Here is a 15,353-nt window from a genome sequence, read left to right as displayed (position 1 = left end):
CTTGCAAGCAATCCAGACGTTGCCGCTCCGCCTGACCGCAGACCCCTCGCGGGTCGTGGTGCGCCCGTTCCATCTCGGCTGGCAGGCGACCAGCGCTGCGCCGAGCCGAAGCCGTCGCATCGTCGATGCGGTGCTTGCCCTCGACGAGCAGACGGTCGCGGACGAACTTGCGCTCGTGATGCGCGATTTCGAGGCGCGGCACTGGCAGACGGAGAAGGTATTCGTTACCCGCTGCGACGAGGTAGCTGCGATGCTGGCGCTGGATACATGCCTGCTCAGCGCGGCGCGGCGGCAGCTGATCGGCGCCTATTTCTGCCACGAATACAGCTATGCCGCCGCCGCGCTCATGAACCCGAGCGTCGTGCCGCATGTCGATCAAAGCGGCCTTGAAAAGGATAGCGTGCGCATCGTGCTGTCGCTGCGCGCCGTAGGCGAAGGACATATTTCCTCCGTCGCCTTTCGTGAGGGCATTCTGGGATCGAAAGGCAAGCTTCAACTCGCGCCGCAACCGCCGTTTGCGACAGCCGCGGACGCGCAGAGCCCCGAAGACAGGCTGCAGGAAGGCCCCGTCTGCGTATACCGCCATGCCGACAGCACACTTTCGGGCACGGTGCTGTTTCCGATCACACCGGCGCAGACCAACGGCCTTGAAGACCTTCGCCTGCTGCGCTTCGAACATGAAGACGGCAGCTATGAATGGCTCGGCACCTACACCGCCTATAACGGCCGCGAAATCCGCTCCGAACTGCTCTCGACACGGGATTTCCGCAGCTTCCACCTGACCCCACTCACCGGCCGCGCCGCCCGTAACAAGGGTATGGGTCTTTTTCCGCGCAAGATCGATGGTCGCTACATGATGATCGGACGGCAGGACGGCGAAAACCTTTACCTGATCGCATCCGACAGCCTCACCCATTGGGACGAAGGCACGTTGCTGCTCGCCCCCCGCTATTCCTGGGAACTCCTTCAGATTGGCAATTGCGGCGCCCCGATCGAACTCGACGAGGGCTGGCTCGTACTCACCCATGGCGTCGGCGCCATGCGCAAATACTCGATCGGCGCCGTGCTGCTCGACAAGGAAGACCCCTCCCGCGTACTCGGCCGCACCGCCACACCCCTTCTCGCCGCATCCGAAGCGGACCGGGAGGGTTATGTGCCGAACGTCGTCTACACCTGCGGCGCGCTACGCCACCGGGATTGCATCTTCATGCCCTACGGCATCGCCGACAGCACCGTGGCGTTCGCCTTCATGCGCATCCCCGATCTGCTCGCGTCGCTTTCCTAGCGTGCGTGGGTCATGTGACCCGCCGCGCATCCTGAAACGCATCGACTGCTCAGATCGCATCCTGCCACAGCGTCGGCGTGAAGCCTTCCTCCCGCAGCCGTTCCACGATGACGGCGCGGTGGGCGTGGTCCTGCACCTCGACGACCACATCGATCACCGCGCCTTTGGGGCTGGATGACAGCGCCAACCGGTCGTGCATGATCTCGATGATGTTCGCGCCAAGCTGGCCGAGCAGCGTCGCAAGACGGGCGAGCGTTCCGGGCTGGTCGTTCACCGCGATGCTGAAGCGCATCAGCTGCCCGCCGCGCACCAGGGCGCGCATCGCGACCGAGGCGAGAACCCTGAGATCGATGTTGCCGCCGCTGAGCGGCACAGCCACATTGAGGCCGCGAAACCGCTCCCGGTTGCTGATTACCCCGGCGAGCGCCGCCGCGCCCGCGCCTTCGGCCACGGTTTTCTCGATGGCGAGAAGGTCGGCGATGGCGCGTTCGATCGCAGCCTCCTCGACAACGAGCATCTCGTCGACAAAATGCGAGATGATCTCCCGCGTATAAGGGTGCGCCTCCTTTACGGCGATGCCCTCGGCGATCGTGAGCCGATCCGCAGCGGGCGGCTGCGTTCCCGCCATCGCGCAGGCCATCGACGGATACACCTCCGATTGCACGCCGATGATGCGGATCGAAGGCTTGATCGCTTTCGCCGCGACAGCGATGCCCGAGATGAGCCCGCCGCCGCCCACAGGCACGACGATGACATCGAGCGACGGCACTGCGCCCAGCATTTCGAGCGCAAGCGTCCCCTGCCCCGCGATCACCGCCGGATCAGCATAAGGATGAACGAACGTCATCCCGTCGCGTGCAGCAAGCTCCTTCGCCAGGGTGAGCGCGGCATTCAGATTGCTGCCGTGCACGATGACGTTCGCGCCGTGATCGCGCGTGCGCGAGATCTTGGTGAGCGGCGTACCTGCCGGCATCACGATCGTCGCCGCGATGCCGAGCCGGTGCGCATGATACGCCACTCCCTGCGCGTGGTTGCCGGCGGACATCGCACAGACGCCCGCCGCGCGCTCCGCCGCCGACAGAGACAACAGCTTGTTCAGTGCGCCGCGCTCCTTGAACGAGGCGGTGAACTGGAGGTTCTCGAACTTGAGATAGAGCTTGCACCCCGCGCTTGCCGACAGGGTCTCGCTGAGCATGAACGGCGTGTCCGCAACCGCGCCGGCAATTGCGCGCGCGGCCTGTTGGACATCGGCGAGTGTGGGCAAACGCCCGGGTTCGAAGGACGAAGCCATCGGATCAATAGGGAACCGGCACGGTGCCGGTCTTTCGGTCCCAGCGGTCGTGCTGTTTTTGTACAGCCTCGCGCTCGTGCGCCGGAAGCGCCGCGATCCAGCCGCGCAGACGGCGGTCGAATGCTGCGGGCTCTGGATTGGCGAGGCTACGTCCGGCGCGGCGTACAGCGGCCTGCCGCTCAGGCGTCAGTTTGAAATAGGCGTCCGCATCCTCGATCGCCTTTGCGTCGGCGCCTAGATCATACGCCTTCAGGTAGCTCGCCTTGTCCGTGTCCGTCGCCGCGAAAACAGTGTCGTAGAAACGTGTGAATGCGGGCGTCGCGACAGAGATATGCTCCTCGCCCGGAAACGCCACATAGGTGAAATCGAGCCGGTCATATTTCGCCGCCGCGATGCGCTTCGCCATGGCATCCGCATCGCCGACCATGTGCGGAAGCTCGCTGGCACCGATACCCATGAAGAGGTTGGCCCGCCCCTTGTGCTTCGCAAGCGCGGCCGGAAACGCCTTCTCCTCGTCCGTCACATACGCCTTGTTCCACCAGATCGACGGGCTCATCGCACCGAAATACTGGAAGCTCTCCGGGCGCGTGAACGCGGCGTGGAGCGTGAACAGACCGCCGAGCGAATGGCCGTAGAGCGCCTGCCGGCTGGTATCGATCTTGAATTCGGCCTCGATCATCGGCTTCACGCGCGTCTTGAGAAACGCAAGGAAATCCTCGGACCCTCCCGTGCGCGACCACGGCCTGCCGCCGGGCGCGGGCGGCGGTTCGCGGAGCGCGACGGGTGGCGTGAAATCCCACGTCCGCCGCTCGGTGTGAAACGGCCGCTCGCCGGGATAGCCGATGCCGACGACAACGGCAGGCAGCCGCCCGTTGTGATCGGGGCGACGGCCCACCATGCGCGCAAGCTGCGCGAACGGCAGGAACCAACCGTTGCCGTCCAGCACATAGACAACGGGCCAGCCGTTCGGCGGTGCCTGCTCGGTGGGGGTGGAAATGAAGATGCGGTAATCGAGGCCCTCAGCGGACTGGAGCCAACGAACCTCCGTCCCTTCGAGCGCAACCGGTACGGCCTGCTTGATTTCGGCCTGCACTGCCGCGTTCACGGGAAGCCCGACAGCCAAAAGCAGAAAGGCGATTGAACGTGATTTCATGGCAATATCCTTGCTAGCGCCGCGGCGCATAGACCTGCCGTACGTCGCGCATGAACGCTGCGCGGCTGTCGGCTCGCGAATAGAACATGTGGCCGCCGGGATAGACCGTGAAGCGCGCACGGCCCACGTCGCCCATCGGCGGGATCTGCCCGAACGCCAGCTTGCTTGCGAAATAGGGTGTGCGGAGATCGGTATAGCCGTGCGAGATGAGCAGCTTCATGTTGCCATCCATCGCCATTGCCTTGCGCAGATCGCTGACCGATTCCTGAAGGCCCTCGCCGTTTTCCCAGCCGCGGTTGAGCGGAATGTTGAGCGTCATGTAGAGATCTTGCGGCTTCCAGCCGATGTCCTGTGTTACGTAGTGGACGATCGCGGAGGTCAGCGGCGCGATGCTGCCCTGCAGGATCGCATCGTCACCCTGCCGCTCGGCGGAAATCGGATAGGGGTCGAAGTTCGTCACCACCGGATCGTAGGCGCTGACGAACACACCTTTCTCCTTCTCGAGCTCGCGCGTGTAAAAGAGATTGTTGACGCGTGCCCCAAGCCGGCGGACCGTTTCTGCAGGCAGTCCGATCATCTCGGCGACCTTGTCTGCCGCACGGGTGACGGCGGCGGGATCTTCGCGGCCGAGCATCAAATCGCGGATATACTCGCCGCGCGCATAGGCTTCAACCTCGCGCATCGCGTCTTCGGAGAGTTTGCCCTGCCGTTCGAGATGCGTCGCCGCCATCGAAGGCAGGCGCGATACCCAGGGCAACGGCGAGATATCGGGTTCCACCGACATCACGGAGTTGAGCAGCGGCGACAGCAGGATGATTCCTGAAACCGCGACGCCTTCCACCTTCACAAGTCGATAGGCCATTTTAGGCACGCGAATACCCGCGTAGCTCTCGCCAACGAGATACTTGGGCGAAGCCATCCGGCCGTTCTTGGCGAGCCAGCGCGCCACAAAACCGGAGAGATAATCCGCGTCCCGCTGCGTCCCGAAGAAGTGCTTGCGCGCAGCATCCGGCGTCACGTGCGCCTTGCTGAAACCCGTGCCGACCGGATCGACGAACACGAGATCGGTGAAGGCGAGCCAAGTGTCGGGATTATCGAGAAGCGGCGTCGCATCGGAGGGCGTCGAGCCGGCCACGGCGAAGTCGACGCGCTTCGGACCGAGGAGCCCGATGTGGAGAAACACCGAAGACGCACCGGGCCCGCCATTGAACGCGAAGGTCACAGGGCGGCGCGCCCTGTCCTGCCCCGCGGCCACATAGGCCGTGTAACTCACCTCTCCGAGAAGCTCACCGCCCGGCCCTTCAACTGGAAGCGCACCCGCAGTGACCTGGTAAGTGAGCGCCTTGCCGTCGCTGAGACGAACAGACGCCTGACGCGTCACGGCATCCGGAAGCTTCGCGGGCTCAGCCTCAGCCGCCTCAACCGGCACGAGCCACATGAGGCATGCGGCAACCAGACAGACAACCGAGTGTACGATTCGCGGCACCCCAGCAGTCACACCTGCTCCACTCCGCAGTTCGTCACGACACCGCTTCCACAGCCAAAACATGAGCTTGCGCAACGCCCCCTCCCGCTTGTTGAATATCGATAAAATTCCAAAATAAAGACCATTGATAACAATAATTCACCGAATGTGCCATTTTTTTCGAAATTTATTGACGATCACGCCACGAGCGCGCGAAAAGGTCTGAATGAAGAGGGAGAGACGTTCCATGAAGATACACGGCCTGCTTGTCCCCGTCGCAAGCGCACTCCTGACCGTAGCGGCGACGCAGGCCGCTGCGGTGGCGGGAGGTGGTGACGTTTCACCGCCTCCCGTCGAGGCACCCGCCGCGATCAGCGGCGCGCGGCAATTCGACATCACATCCGAAAACGGCACCTACCGCGTCTTCGTTTCCGCGCCGACCGGCCCGGAACCCGCAGGCGGCTATCCGGTGATCTACCTGCTCGACGGCAATTCGGTGTTCGGATCGATGGTGGACGCGGCGCGGCTGCAGGCAGGCCGCATCGGTCCCGCGATCATCGTCGCGGTCGGCTATCCGATCGAGACGGCATTCGATGGACCCCGGCGCTTCTTCGACATGACGCCGAAGACCGATCCGAAATACGTGCCCGGCAAGATGAAGAACGTGCAGCGCACCGGTGGGCGCGAGGCGTTCCTCTCTTTGCTTCTCGATCGCGTAAAACCGCTCGTTGAAAGCCGCTACCGGATCGATCCCAAGCGGCAGACGCTGTTTGGCCATTCGCTCGGCGGGCAGTTCGTTCTCCACGTGCTGTTCAACCGCCCGGATGCGTTCCAGAAATATGTGTCCGGCAGCCCCTCTATCTGGTGGAACAACCGCTCGCTCCTCACCGAGCGCGACCGCTATCTCGCGGAACGAGAGAAGCAGGATCGCAACAACGAACTCATGCTGATCGTCGGCGCCGAGGAACTCGGATACATCGTTCAGGATGCCCGCGAGATGGTAAAATCCGTGGCGCCGATGCGCGTCTACTACAAGGAAATCGAGGGACAGGAGCACGTATCGATGCTGCCCGCCGCACTCAATGCCGCGCTCCGGTTCGCGCTCGATCCGCGCTGATACGCACCCGATCGTTTGCAAAGAGGATCATGACCAGCATGTACCGTGCGCTCTGTCTCGTTGCCGCCGCGATTGTCGTCGTATCGCCCGCGCACGCCGAAACGCCGGCACGCATGGCGCATGAAGCAATCGAGACCTTCTCGCTCAGCGCCGCGAACGGCAGACCGTACGAAATCGTCGTCGCGGCGCCGACGGGCCCCGCGCCCGCCGCAGGTTATCCGGTGGTCTATGTCCTCGATCCGCACATCATGTTCGGCGCGATGACCGAATCGGTGCGGCTGATGGCGCGGCGGCAGGATGTGGGCGAACAAAGCGTCATCGTCGGTATCGGCTACCCGGCAGGGGCCGATCCGCGCAAGGAACGCGCCATCGATTACACGCCCGCGTTCGGCTCCCAGCCCAACAAAACCCCCGGCACCGGTGGTGCAGAAGGCTTCCTCACATTCGTCCACGACAAGCTGAAGCCCGCGATCGGCAAGCGCTGGAAAATCGACGGCAAGCGCGAAATGCTGTTCGGCCATTCGCTCGGCGGCCTGTTCACGCTCTACACGCTCATCAATCGCCCGGACACGTTCGACACCTATGTCGCGGCGAGCCCCTCGATCTGGTTCGAAGACGGCATGGTGAAGCGCGGCAACTTCCGTGGGCGGCTTGGCCCCAAGATGGAAACGCAGGGTCTTTCGGCGCGCGTGCTCATCACCGTTGGCGAGTACGAGCAGGATCCTGACCCCGATTTCCCGCCCGAATCCCCACGCGATCTCCAGCAGCGCACGCAGGTGGACAACGCTCGCGAATTTGCAGGCTGGCTCGCGGGCCTGCCCGGCATCGAAGCGAAGTTCATCGAAGTGGAGGGTCTCGATCACGGCAGCGTGATCCCGGCCGCCATCGGCCACGGCGTCCACTTCGCCTACTCACGCACCGCGAAGATGCCTGCTCCTGCGCCGAAGCCCGCGGAGTTCAACAACCCGACCGGAATTCCCGTGCCTGACGCCCCGACCTACATGCGCATGACGGACGAAGGGCGCTACCAGCTCCGCCTGCGCATCCGCGCCCTGCCCGAAGCCCAGCACAAAGCCTGGAACGATCGCTTCCAGTATCAGCTCGGCGCAGGCCTCACCTACGATCAGCACCGGCGCCTGCACGAAGAGCGCGTGCGCATGGATGAGAAATACGGCACTGCACCAGTCGACGAATAGACGGGTGGGCATCTCCGTCCTCGGGGTCGAGAGCCTCGGCGCGGAAGGATACCGGACGGGAATCGGATATAAATATCGAAATAAATCGATACTTTCCGGTTAGAATCTATCTGGACGAATTTATTTTCGAAATTATCCTATTGCACAAGAGAGCAACAGGAGGGGTTTCGAGTCCAATGATCCGCACAGTCCGTCATGCACTTCTGCCGCTCGTCGGCAGCCTCGTCTCGGCGTCCGCCAACGCCGCCACGCCGCCCGCGACAACTCAGGCCGCTATCGACGATTTCGCTGCGCGCTGCGAAGCGCTGAACGGCCTCAGCATTGAAAATGCCGCCGATACGCCCGGCAACATCGTCGCCGCGACCTTGGTAAAGGATCGCAAGGCGACGCCGCCTGAAAAGATCATGTTCATGAAGCGCGGCCATTCGCAGGGCAACGTCACGCCGCAGCTCGACACCTTCCCCGTACACTGCCGCGTCGAGGGTTACGTGACCCCGGCCGTGAAGTTCAACCTGCTGCTGCCGCTCACGGACACGTGGAACGGCCGCTTCCTGCTCGCCGCCTGCGACGCATGGTGCGGCAAGGTCGGCGAGGATATCGTCATGCCCGGCCTCTACGATGGCTACGCGACGATCACCAACGATGGCGGTCACTATGGCCGCGCGCCGTTCGACGGGATCTGGGCGTACAAGAACGATCAGGGCCGTATAGATTTCGCGTACCGCGCCAACCATGTCTCGGCGCAGGTCGGCAAGTTCATCACCAAGGCTTTCTACGGCAGCGCTCCGAAATACTCGTACATCACAGGCTTCTCGAAGGGCGGCAATGCGGGTCTGTTCGCGGTGCAAAAATACCCCGAGGATTTCGACGGCGTGTTCGTGAAGGCGCCAGTCGTGAACTACAATCCGAAGAATGCCGCGCACTTCCCGTGGATTGCGCTCGCCGTGCATCCGGACGGCAAGACGCCGCTGCTCAAGGCCGACAAGATCCCGCTGCTCATGAAGGGTGCCAACGACGCCTGCGATGCGATCGACGGCCTCAAGGACGGCGTCATCGACGATCCTCGCAAGTGCAAGTACGATCCCGTCGCACTGCTTTGCAAACCGGGCCAGTCCGAAGCGAAGAACGAGTGCCTCAATCAGGCGCAGGTCGATGCCGTTCGCAAGCTCTACGCAAAGCCGGTGAATGCGCGCGGAGATGTCTATTTCGACTATCCGACAGACATCGGCTCCGAGCATGACTGGGCCCGCTCGATCCTGCCGATCCCCGGCAGCAACGAGGTCGGCGTTCCCTTCGCGCTCAACGGCGCGGCGACCGGCATCCGCTATTTCGTGACGCGCGACACACCGGGCCCGAACTACGACTGGACCCAGTTCGATTACGTTGCGGAAAAAGCGAAGATCGACGACATGTCCACGATCTTCGATCCCGACGAGATCGATCTCAGCGCGTTCTACAAGCGCGGCGGCAAGCTCCTCATCGTGCACGGCTGGGGCGATGCCATGATCACCGCGAACATGACGATCGACTGGTTCGAAAAGGTCCGCGCGCACATGGGCAAGGACACCGTCTCGAAGTTTGCGCAGCTCTATCTCGTGCCGGGCGCGAACCATGGCAGCGGCGGATCCGGCCCCTATGTCTTTGATACGCAGGATGCGCTCGTGAAGTGGGTGGAAGAAGGCGTCACGCCGACGGAATTCCTGCTGACCGACGGCCCGGCCGACCCGACCCAGCGCACCCGCCCGATGTACCCCTACCCCGCCTACGCGAAATACAAGGGCAAGGGCGACCCCAACGTCGCATCCAGCTTCAAGCGCGTGACGCCAAAGGAAACCAGGTGAAGACGCGGAGCAGTGCTCCGCCTCTTGCCTTCCCGCTGACGGCGGGCGGCCACTGGTCGCTTGCCGCCAGCACCCCCGAAACATTCGATCTCATCGTTTTCTATCGCGGGCTTCATTGCCCGCTGTGCCGCAGGCAGCTTGCCGAACTCGAAACCGCACTCGACACGCTGTCGTCGCTCGGCGTCGAGGCCGTCGCCGTTTCCATGGACACGGCAGAGAAGGCCGAAACGGCGGCCCGGGACTGGAACCTGAAACGATTGCGACTGGGCCACGGTCTCGCCCAAGCGGACGCGCGCAGATGGGGCTTGTTCCTTTCCGCCGCCATCCGCGAGGGCGAACCGCCCGTGTTCAGCGAACCCGGCCTGTTCCTCGTGAAACCGGACAAGACCCTTTTCTACGCCGGTATAAACAGCGCGCCATGGGGCCGCCCGCATATCGAAGACATCATCTCCGGCATCCGGCTGGCGCTCGAGCGCGGTACGCCGGCGCGCGGAGAAGCCTGACGATGCTGACCCGGCGCGATGTGACGCAGATGGGTGTCGGGCTTCTGCTCGGGTCGTGCACCGCGCCGCGCACGATCGGCGGTCTGGCGGAACTCGCGCCCGACGTCCGCCTGACGATCGCGCCGCACAAGGTCGAACTCGCGCCAGGCATCGTTTACGATACCTTCGCCTACAACGATCAGGTGCCCGGTCCTGTCATCCGGTTGCCAAAAGGCAGGAATGCAGGCGTTGAGGTAACGAACCTGCTGCAGGCGCCCGAACTCGTGCATTGGCACGGCCTCGAAATCCCATCGAACGTCGACGGTGCGGAGGAGGAAGGCACACCTCCCGTGCCACCCCTCCAGACACGCCGCTACGAATTCGCGCCAACGCCCGGCGGCACGCATTGGTATCACACGCACATGATCGCAGATAAGGCGCTGATGTTCGGCGCCTACAGCGGGCTGTTCGGCTTTGTCATCGTCGAAAGTGATGATCCCGGCGCCTACGATCAGGAAATCTGTGTCGCGATGCACCACTGGGGGTCGCGCTGGGTGCCGGGGCAGACATTGCGCCCGAACGATCCTGAGCATGGGCTCGAGGTCGGCTTCGACTACGGCACGATGAACGGCCGCCTGATGGGACACGATGCGCCGGTGCGTGTGCGGCAGGGTCAGCGCGTGCTGTTTCGCATGCTGAATGCAAGCGCCACCGAAATCAACTGGATCAGCCTTGCGGGCCATACCATGCGCGTCGTCGCGATGGACGGCTATCCCGTGCCGACACCCTGCGACATCGACGTGCTGATGATGGGGCCGGGCGAACGCGCCGACGTGATCGTCGAGATGAACAATCCAGGCAAATGGATTCTCGGTTCCACCGACGACAGGGAACGCGAGCGCGGCATGGGCATGATCATCGAGTATGCGGGCGCGAGCGGCGACCCGCGCTGGACGCCGGCGAAACGCACATGGAGCTTCCAGCGGTTTGCGGACACGCGCGCCGTGCCCGAACCCGACGAACGGATCGAGCTTACGATCGGGCGCGTTCCGGGCGGGCCCGGCGGATACAACAGATGGACGATCAACGGAAAGTCGTGGCCGGAAACCGACCGCATCCGTGTTGAAAAAGGCAAACGATATCGGATCGTCTACAACAACCAGACCGATCTCGGCCACCCGATGCATCTGCATCGGCACCATTTCGAGGTCGTGCGCTGGGACAAGGAGCATTGCCCGGGACTGATGAAGGACACGATCAACGTGAAACCTTTCACCACCGCCGAACTCGATTTCGTCGCGCACAATCCCGGCCCGACGCTCATCCACTGCCATCAGGCCAAGCATCAGGACTACGGCATGATGGCGCTGATGCTTTACGAAGGCGATGTCGAACCGAAGGTCGACCACACCGCCATGCATCGTGCCATCACCGAAGCGTATTGCCGCGAAGGCTGAACCTCCCGGCTATTCTGCCCGCGAATCGAGGAAGGTGAGCGCCGTCAGCACATGCGCCTTTACGCCGATCGGCAGCACAGCCTCGTCGATATCGAAACTGTCGCTGTGGTTCGTCGGCGCCTTCTCGATCGGAATGCCCGGCGGGGTCGAACCAAGGATGTAATAGAGCCCCGGCACCTCGGCCTGGTAGAACGAGAAATCCTCCGCCGCGCCGCGCATCAGCGCATCGGTGTTGACGCCTTTCGGCGCCGCGGCCTTCAGCGCGGGCATAACAAGGTCGAGCAGCGCCGGGTCGTTTCCGGTGACGAGCGCGACATCTTCGAAATTCACATCTGCCTGCGCATCATATCCCGCCGCAAGACCTGCAACCGTGTTACGAATCCGTGCCTTGAGGTCGTCACGACGCGCAAGATCAAACGTGCGGATCGTACCGTCGAGTGTCGCTTCGCCGGACAGGATGTTGCTGCGGTTCCCAGCACGCAGCGCGCCAATGGAAACCACGTTCGGGAACTCGAAAACATTCACCTGCCGCGCGGCAATCGTGTTCAGCGATTTCACGATGTCCGCGGAGAGATTGACGAGATCCGTGCCTTCCCACGGCCGCCCCGCGTGCGTCTGGCGGCCCTTGAGCTTGATCGAGATTCCGGTCGCGCTCGAAAGCATCGGCCCCGGCCGCGCATCGATCTCGCCCACCCGGCCCGGCTCAACATGAAGCCCGAAAATCGCATCCGGCTTGATCGGCGAGAATGCGCCTTCCTTCAGCATCAGCTGCGCGCCGGCTTCCTGCCCGGCAACGCCTTCCTCCGCGGGCTGGAACACGAACAGGATCGTACCCGCAATGCGATCGCGCATCCCAGCCAGCACTTCCGCCGCGCCCATCAGGATCGCCGTATGCGCATCATGTCCACAGGCGTGCATCACCGGCGTCGGCGTTCCATTCACGTCGACGACAACCTTCGAGGCGAACGGCAGGCCGGTGACCTCACGGATCGGCAGCGCGTCCATGTCCGCGCGCAGCGCCAGCACGCCGCCGGGGCGCTTGCCCTTCAGCACACCGACGACGCCCGTATGCGCGATGCCCGTGCGCACCTCGTCGAAACCGAGCTTCTTCAGATGCGCCGCGACCAGCTTCGCAGTGCGGACCTCCTGGTTGCCGAGTTCGGGATGCTGGTGGATATCCCGCCGCCACGCGACGACACGCGGCGTGACGTTTTCGATCCGGCTGTCGACATCGGGCAGCACCTCGGCCCGCGCGGGAAGCGCCGCCGAAGCGAGCAGAACCGGAGTCAACGCGCAGCGCCACTTCATCGCAAACCCTCTCTCGTCCAATTTTCCATATTATGCTGCATCATTACGCATTTTAGCGCAATAATCTGTTTGATTTTCGAAAATTTTAATTGGCGGATCGAATAGGACGGTCAGGCGCCCGCAAACTAAAGCTCACTTGGCGGAGACTGAAAGGAAAGCAATCGACAATGCAGAAAACAATCATCATCGCGCTCGCTGTTCTAACACTAAGCCCACCTGCCGCTGCACAAGGGCCGCAGACACGGACCACGATCAGCATCGGCATGGCCGACACGCTGGTGAATGCCGCCGCAAAGGAAGCCGAAACCCGCAAGCTCGGCCTTGCCATCATCGTCGTCGATGAGCAGGGCAGCATCGTGCTCGCCCGCCGCATGGACGGCGCATTGCCGCACAGCTTCGAGATCGCGCGCCGCAAGGCGATGACATCTGCCCTCACCCGGCAGCCGACGAAAGTGATTCAGGAGATGGTTGCGAGAGGCGACAACCTCATCCTCGCCATCGACAACATGCTGCCGATCGAAGGCGGCCTGCCTGTGTTTCACGACGGCAAGATCGTCGGCGCGATCGGGGTCAGCGGTTCGCCCTCGCACATCGATGCGGCAGTGGCGCAAGCCGGTCTGGACGCGCTGGCGGCCCATGGGGCGCATAGGCAGTAGTCTGCCTTTCATTTATCGAAATTTTTAACGCAAAAGGGGCGAAAATTGCTGGGATTCCGCATTGACCTCAAGTTTTATTTTCGAAATAAATGCCGAATAATATGATCTGAAAGGTGGGGGATGGCGGCGCCGGCAGCAACAGGAAACGCAACCCCGATCGACGCGATCCTTGATCGCGCACCGATCGGCTGGTTCCAGATCCGGGTGGCGCTGCTTTGCGCGCTCGTCGCCATGCTCGACGGCTTCGATACGCAGTCGGTCGCCTTCGTGGCCCCGGTTCTCGGCCAGGAATGGGGCATCACGCCGGACCGTTTCGGCCTGATCTTCGCGGCCGGCCTCGTCGGCATCATGGTTGGGCAGGTCGTGCTCGGCCCGCTATCGGATCGCTGGGGCAGGCGCCCGGTCATCATCGCCTGTACGGTTGCCTTCGGCATCGGCAGCTTCGCGACGGTACTTGCAGACAACTGGATCGTGCTTCTCCTGCTGCGCTTCCTCACGGGTGTTGGGCTCGGCGGCGCGACGCCCAATATCATCGCGCTGACTGCCGAAGTCGCGCCGCCGCGCGCACGCTCCACGATGATCACCACGATGTTCGCGGGCTTCCCCCTCGGCGCCGCGATCGGCGGCTACATCAGCAGCCACCTCATCCCCGCCTTCGGATGGGAAAGCGTGTTCATCCTCGGCGGTGCCGCGCCGCTGGTGCTGCTGCTCGCACTGCTACCGTGGCTTTCGGAAAGCCCGCATCATCTGCTCCGCCGCGAAGGGCGCACCCCGCGTCTCGAAAGCCTGCTGGACAGGATGGCGGGGCCGGACCGCGCGCCACTTCCTGAAACCCCTGCCCCGTCGCCGGGCACGGCCAAGCCGCCCGGCTACCGCGCACTGTTCGCGGGCGGCCTTGCGGGCACAACCGCGCAGCTCTGGCTCGCCTATTTCAACAGCCTTCTGATGATCTATTTCCTGATGAGCTGGCTGCCCACGGTTGCCCGCGAATCCGGACTCGCGCTCGACACCGCGATCATCTCGGCAGTGTTCCTGAACCTCGGCGGCGCCATCGGCGGCATCGTGCTCGGCCGCTTCGCCGATCGCTTCGGGCCGTTCCAGACGCTCGCCGTCGGTTTCGCGATCGCCGGGATCAGCCTCGTGCTGATCGGCTTCGTCGGCAATCAGACCGTTCTGCTGATGACGCTGGCGTTCATCGCCGGCCTGTTCACGATCGGCGGACAGACTGCAATGAACGCAGCGAACGCCGGGCTCTATCCCGCCGAGATCCGCGCCACCGCGCTCGGCGGCGCACTTGCCGTGGGGCGGATCGGCTCGATCGTCGGACCAACCGTCGGGGGCCTTCTGCTGGCAGCGGATTGGCCGCTTTCCAGCATCTTCATCGCCGTGTCGCTGCCCGCACTGCTCACCGCCGTGCTGGCCGTCAACCTGTCACGCACAATCCGGAGACCATGAAAAGATGATCGCACGTATCTCTGCCTTCCTGCTGACCGCCGCGTTCACGGCCCCCGCGCTCGCAGGTGCCCCCGCCTGCGCCACCACGGAGCAGGCAAGCAACATCAGGGCCTACTACGAAAAGACCCGCCCCGGCGTGCCGCTCGCGGTTTCCAGCCGCTTCTTCAACGTCCCCGAATTCGTGATCGCAAGCGGTCTCCCCGCTTCGCTCAGCGTCGGCACGGCGGTAACGCCCGATCAGGTGAAGACGATCTGGAGTTCGATCGATGCGTGGGGCGCGACGACGCGCGTGTCGCTGGTGGTATCACCCGGCAGCAAGCACGCTTTCGCTTTCCCGAGCCTCGTTCCGATCACGCAGAAGGATGCGAAGGACGGCTACATCGACGTCTATGCGGACGAAGGCCGCGGCGTGCACTCGCACATCCAGCTCGATCAGGTCGCGGCTATCTACGCCACCGAGCTTGCCGATCCGAAGCCCGGCTTCAAGACGCGCGCGATCTCGCTCTTCGGACCGGACGGTCATCTGGTGATCGGCGTCTACGCCTCGATCAAGAGCGATCCGTTCGACGACAAGGCCGTCGCCGGTTTCGAGCGCACGCGTGCGCTGATCGCATCCATGCCGCGGATTTGCGGATAACGGCGATGAA

13 protein-coding genes are annotated in these 15,353 nt (G+C 63.4%); 9 read left to right on the top strand and 4 right to left on the bottom strand.

From position 1 onward, the window contains the following. Window position 1 precedes the first annotated feature (1 nt). Window positions 2–1,285 (top strand): glycoside hydrolase family 130 protein, encoded by a 1,284-nt coding sequence (locus tag ACE3TJ_RS17635; protein ID WP_374598531.1) that lies wholly within the window; start codon window positions 2–4, stop codon window positions 1,283–1,285. A gap of 49 nt (window positions 1,286–1,334) precedes the next feature. Here ACE3TJ_RS17635 and ACE3TJ_RS17630 read toward each other — a convergent pair whose 3' ends face one another. The 3 genes from ACE3TJ_RS17630 to ACE3TJ_RS17620 are packed head-to-tail and all read right to left on the bottom strand — an operon-like array spanning window position 1,335 to window position 5,167. Then, a complete protein-coding gene (locus ACE3TJ_RS17630; protein WP_374598529.1) occupies window positions 1,335–2,549 on the bottom strand; it encodes a threonine ammonia-lyase in 1,215 nt (404 codons plus the stop codon). A gap of 31 nt (window positions 2,550–2,580) precedes the next feature. Beyond that, window positions 2,581–3,729, bottom strand: a complete 1,149-nt coding sequence (locus ACE3TJ_RS17625) for an alpha/beta hydrolase (protein ID WP_374598527.1) — start codon at window positions 3,727–3,729, stop codon at window positions 2,581–2,583. Window positions 3,730–3,742: 13 nt separating this feature from the next. Next, on the bottom strand, window positions 3,743–5,167 hold the full coding sequence (locus tag ACE3TJ_RS17620) for a S10 family peptidase (RefSeq protein WP_374598525.1): 1,425 nt from the start codon (window positions 5,165–5,167) through the stop codon (window positions 3,743–3,745). A gap of 274 nt (window positions 5,168–5,441) precedes the next feature. Between ACE3TJ_RS17620 and ACE3TJ_RS17615 the strand changes: the two genes are divergently transcribed. The 5 genes from ACE3TJ_RS17615 to ACE3TJ_RS17595 all read left to right on the top strand — a co-directional run bounded on the left by ACE3TJ_RS17615 (window position 5,442) and on the right by ACE3TJ_RS17595 (window position 11,287). Next, complete coding sequence (locus ACE3TJ_RS17615; RefSeq protein ID WP_374598522.1) at window positions 5,442–6,311, top strand: alpha/beta hydrolase; 870 nt, start codon at window positions 5,442–5,444, stop codon at window positions 6,309–6,311. A gap of 29 nt (window positions 6,312–6,340) precedes the next feature. Continuing rightward, entirely contained in the window at window positions 6,341–7,507 is a 1,167-nt protein-coding gene (locus ACE3TJ_RS17610) for an alpha/beta hydrolase (RefSeq protein ID WP_374598520.1), read from the top strand. A 176-nt stretch (window positions 7,508–7,683) separates the two neighbouring features. Further along, on the top strand, window positions 7,684–9,348 hold the full coding sequence (locus tag ACE3TJ_RS17605; RefSeq protein WP_374598518.1) for a tannase/feruloyl esterase family alpha/beta hydrolase: 1,665 nt from the start codon (window positions 7,684–7,686) through the stop codon (window positions 9,346–9,348). After that, window positions 9,345–9,851, top strand: coding sequence for a redoxin domain-containing protein (locus ACE3TJ_RS17600; RefSeq protein WP_374598516.1), 507 nt, complete (start codon window positions 9,345–9,347; stop codon window positions 9,849–9,851). The genes ACE3TJ_RS17605 and ACE3TJ_RS17600 overlap by 4 nt, the downstream gene beginning before the upstream one ends. A 2-nt stretch (window positions 9,852–9,853) precedes the next feature. Next, window positions 9,854–11,287 carry a multicopper oxidase family protein gene (locus tag ACE3TJ_RS17595; RefSeq protein ID WP_374598514.1) on the top strand — a complete coding sequence of 478 codons (1,434 nt, stop codon included), beginning with the start codon at window positions 9,854–9,856 and terminating at the stop codon, window positions 11,285–11,287. A gap of 9 nt (window positions 11,288–11,296) precedes the next feature. On the opposite strand, the gene ACE3TJ_RS17590 is transcribed toward ACE3TJ_RS17595, so the two are convergent. Beyond that, window positions 11,297–12,595 carry an amidohydrolase gene (locus tag ACE3TJ_RS17590; protein WP_374598512.1) on the bottom strand — a complete coding sequence of 433 codons (1,299 nt, stop codon included), beginning with the start codon at window positions 12,593–12,595 and terminating at the stop codon, window positions 11,297–11,299. Window positions 12,596–12,762: 167 nt separating this feature from the next. Between ACE3TJ_RS17590 and ACE3TJ_RS17585 the strand changes: the two genes are divergently transcribed. The 3 genes from ACE3TJ_RS17585 (at window position 12,763) to ACE3TJ_RS17575 (ending at window position 15,343) form a co-directional block, all read left to right on the top strand. Continuing rightward, the gene (locus ACE3TJ_RS17585; protein WP_374598510.1) at window positions 12,763–13,251 is read left to right on the top strand and encodes a heme-binding protein; all 489 of its coding nucleotides are present in this window, start codon (window positions 12,763–12,765) and stop codon (window positions 13,249–13,251) included. Window positions 13,252–13,371: 120 nt separating this feature from the next. Beyond that, complete coding sequence (locus tag ACE3TJ_RS17580; protein WP_374598508.1) at window positions 13,372–14,706, top strand: MFS transporter; 1,335 nt, start codon at window positions 13,372–13,374, stop codon at window positions 14,704–14,706. A 4-nt stretch (window positions 14,707–14,710) separates the two neighbouring features. Beyond that, window positions 14,711–15,343 carry a ChuX/HutX family heme-like substrate-binding protein gene (locus ACE3TJ_RS17575; RefSeq protein WP_374598506.1) on the top strand — a complete coding sequence of 211 codons (633 nt, stop codon included), beginning with the start codon at window positions 14,711–14,713 and terminating at the stop codon, window positions 15,341–15,343. Window positions 15,344–15,353: the final 10 nt, after the last annotated feature.

The sequence above is a fragment of the Sphingosinicella sp. genome (genome assembly GCF_041916975.1).
GTDB lineage: Bacteria > Pseudomonadota > Alphaproteobacteria > Sphingomonadales > Sphingomonadaceae > Sphingosinicella.
The sequence above is the reverse complement of the archived record's forward strand: the minus strand, read 5'-3'. Positions and strand labels throughout refer to the sequence as shown.

Bases quoted from the DNA above. Each gene is read 5' to 3' on its own strand.
- ACE3TJ_RS17625 (WP_374598527.1), bottom strand. From the start codon at position 3,729: ATGAAATCACGTTCAATCGCCTTTCTGCTTTTGGCTGTCGGGCTTCCC.
- ACE3TJ_RS17620 (WP_374598525.1), bottom strand. From the start codon at position 5,167: ATGTGGCTCGTGCCGGTTGAGGCGGCTGAGGCTGAGCCCGCGAAGCTT.
- ACE3TJ_RS17615 (WP_374598522.1), top strand. From the start codon at position 5,442: ATGAAGATACACGGCCTGCTTGTCCCCGTCGCAAGCGCACTCCTGACC.
- ACE3TJ_RS17610 (WP_374598520.1), top strand. From the start codon at position 6,341: ATGACCAGCATGTACCGTGCGCTCTGTCTCGTTGCCGCCGCGATTGTC.
- ACE3TJ_RS17605 (WP_374598518.1), top strand. From the start codon at position 7,684: ATGATCCGCACAGTCCGTCATGCACTTCTGCCGCTCGTCGGCAGCCTC.
- ACE3TJ_RS17595 (WP_374598514.1), top strand. From the start codon at position 9,854: ATGCTGACCCGGCGCGATGTGACGCAGATGGGTGTCGGGCTTCTGCTC.
- ACE3TJ_RS17590 (WP_374598512.1), bottom strand. From the start codon at position 12,595: ATGAAGTGGCGCTGCGCGTTGACTCCGGTTCTGCTCGCTTCGGCGGCG.
- ACE3TJ_RS17585 (WP_374598510.1), top strand. From the start codon at position 12,763: ATGCAGAAAACAATCATCATCGCGCTCGCTGTTCTAACACTAAGCCCA.
- ACE3TJ_RS17580 (WP_374598508.1), top strand. From the start codon at position 13,372: ATGGCGGCGCCGGCAGCAACAGGAAACGCAACCCCGATCGACGCGATC.
- ACE3TJ_RS17575 (WP_374598506.1), top strand. From the start codon at position 14,711: ATGATCGCACGTATCTCTGCCTTCCTGCTGACCGCCGCGTTCACGGCC.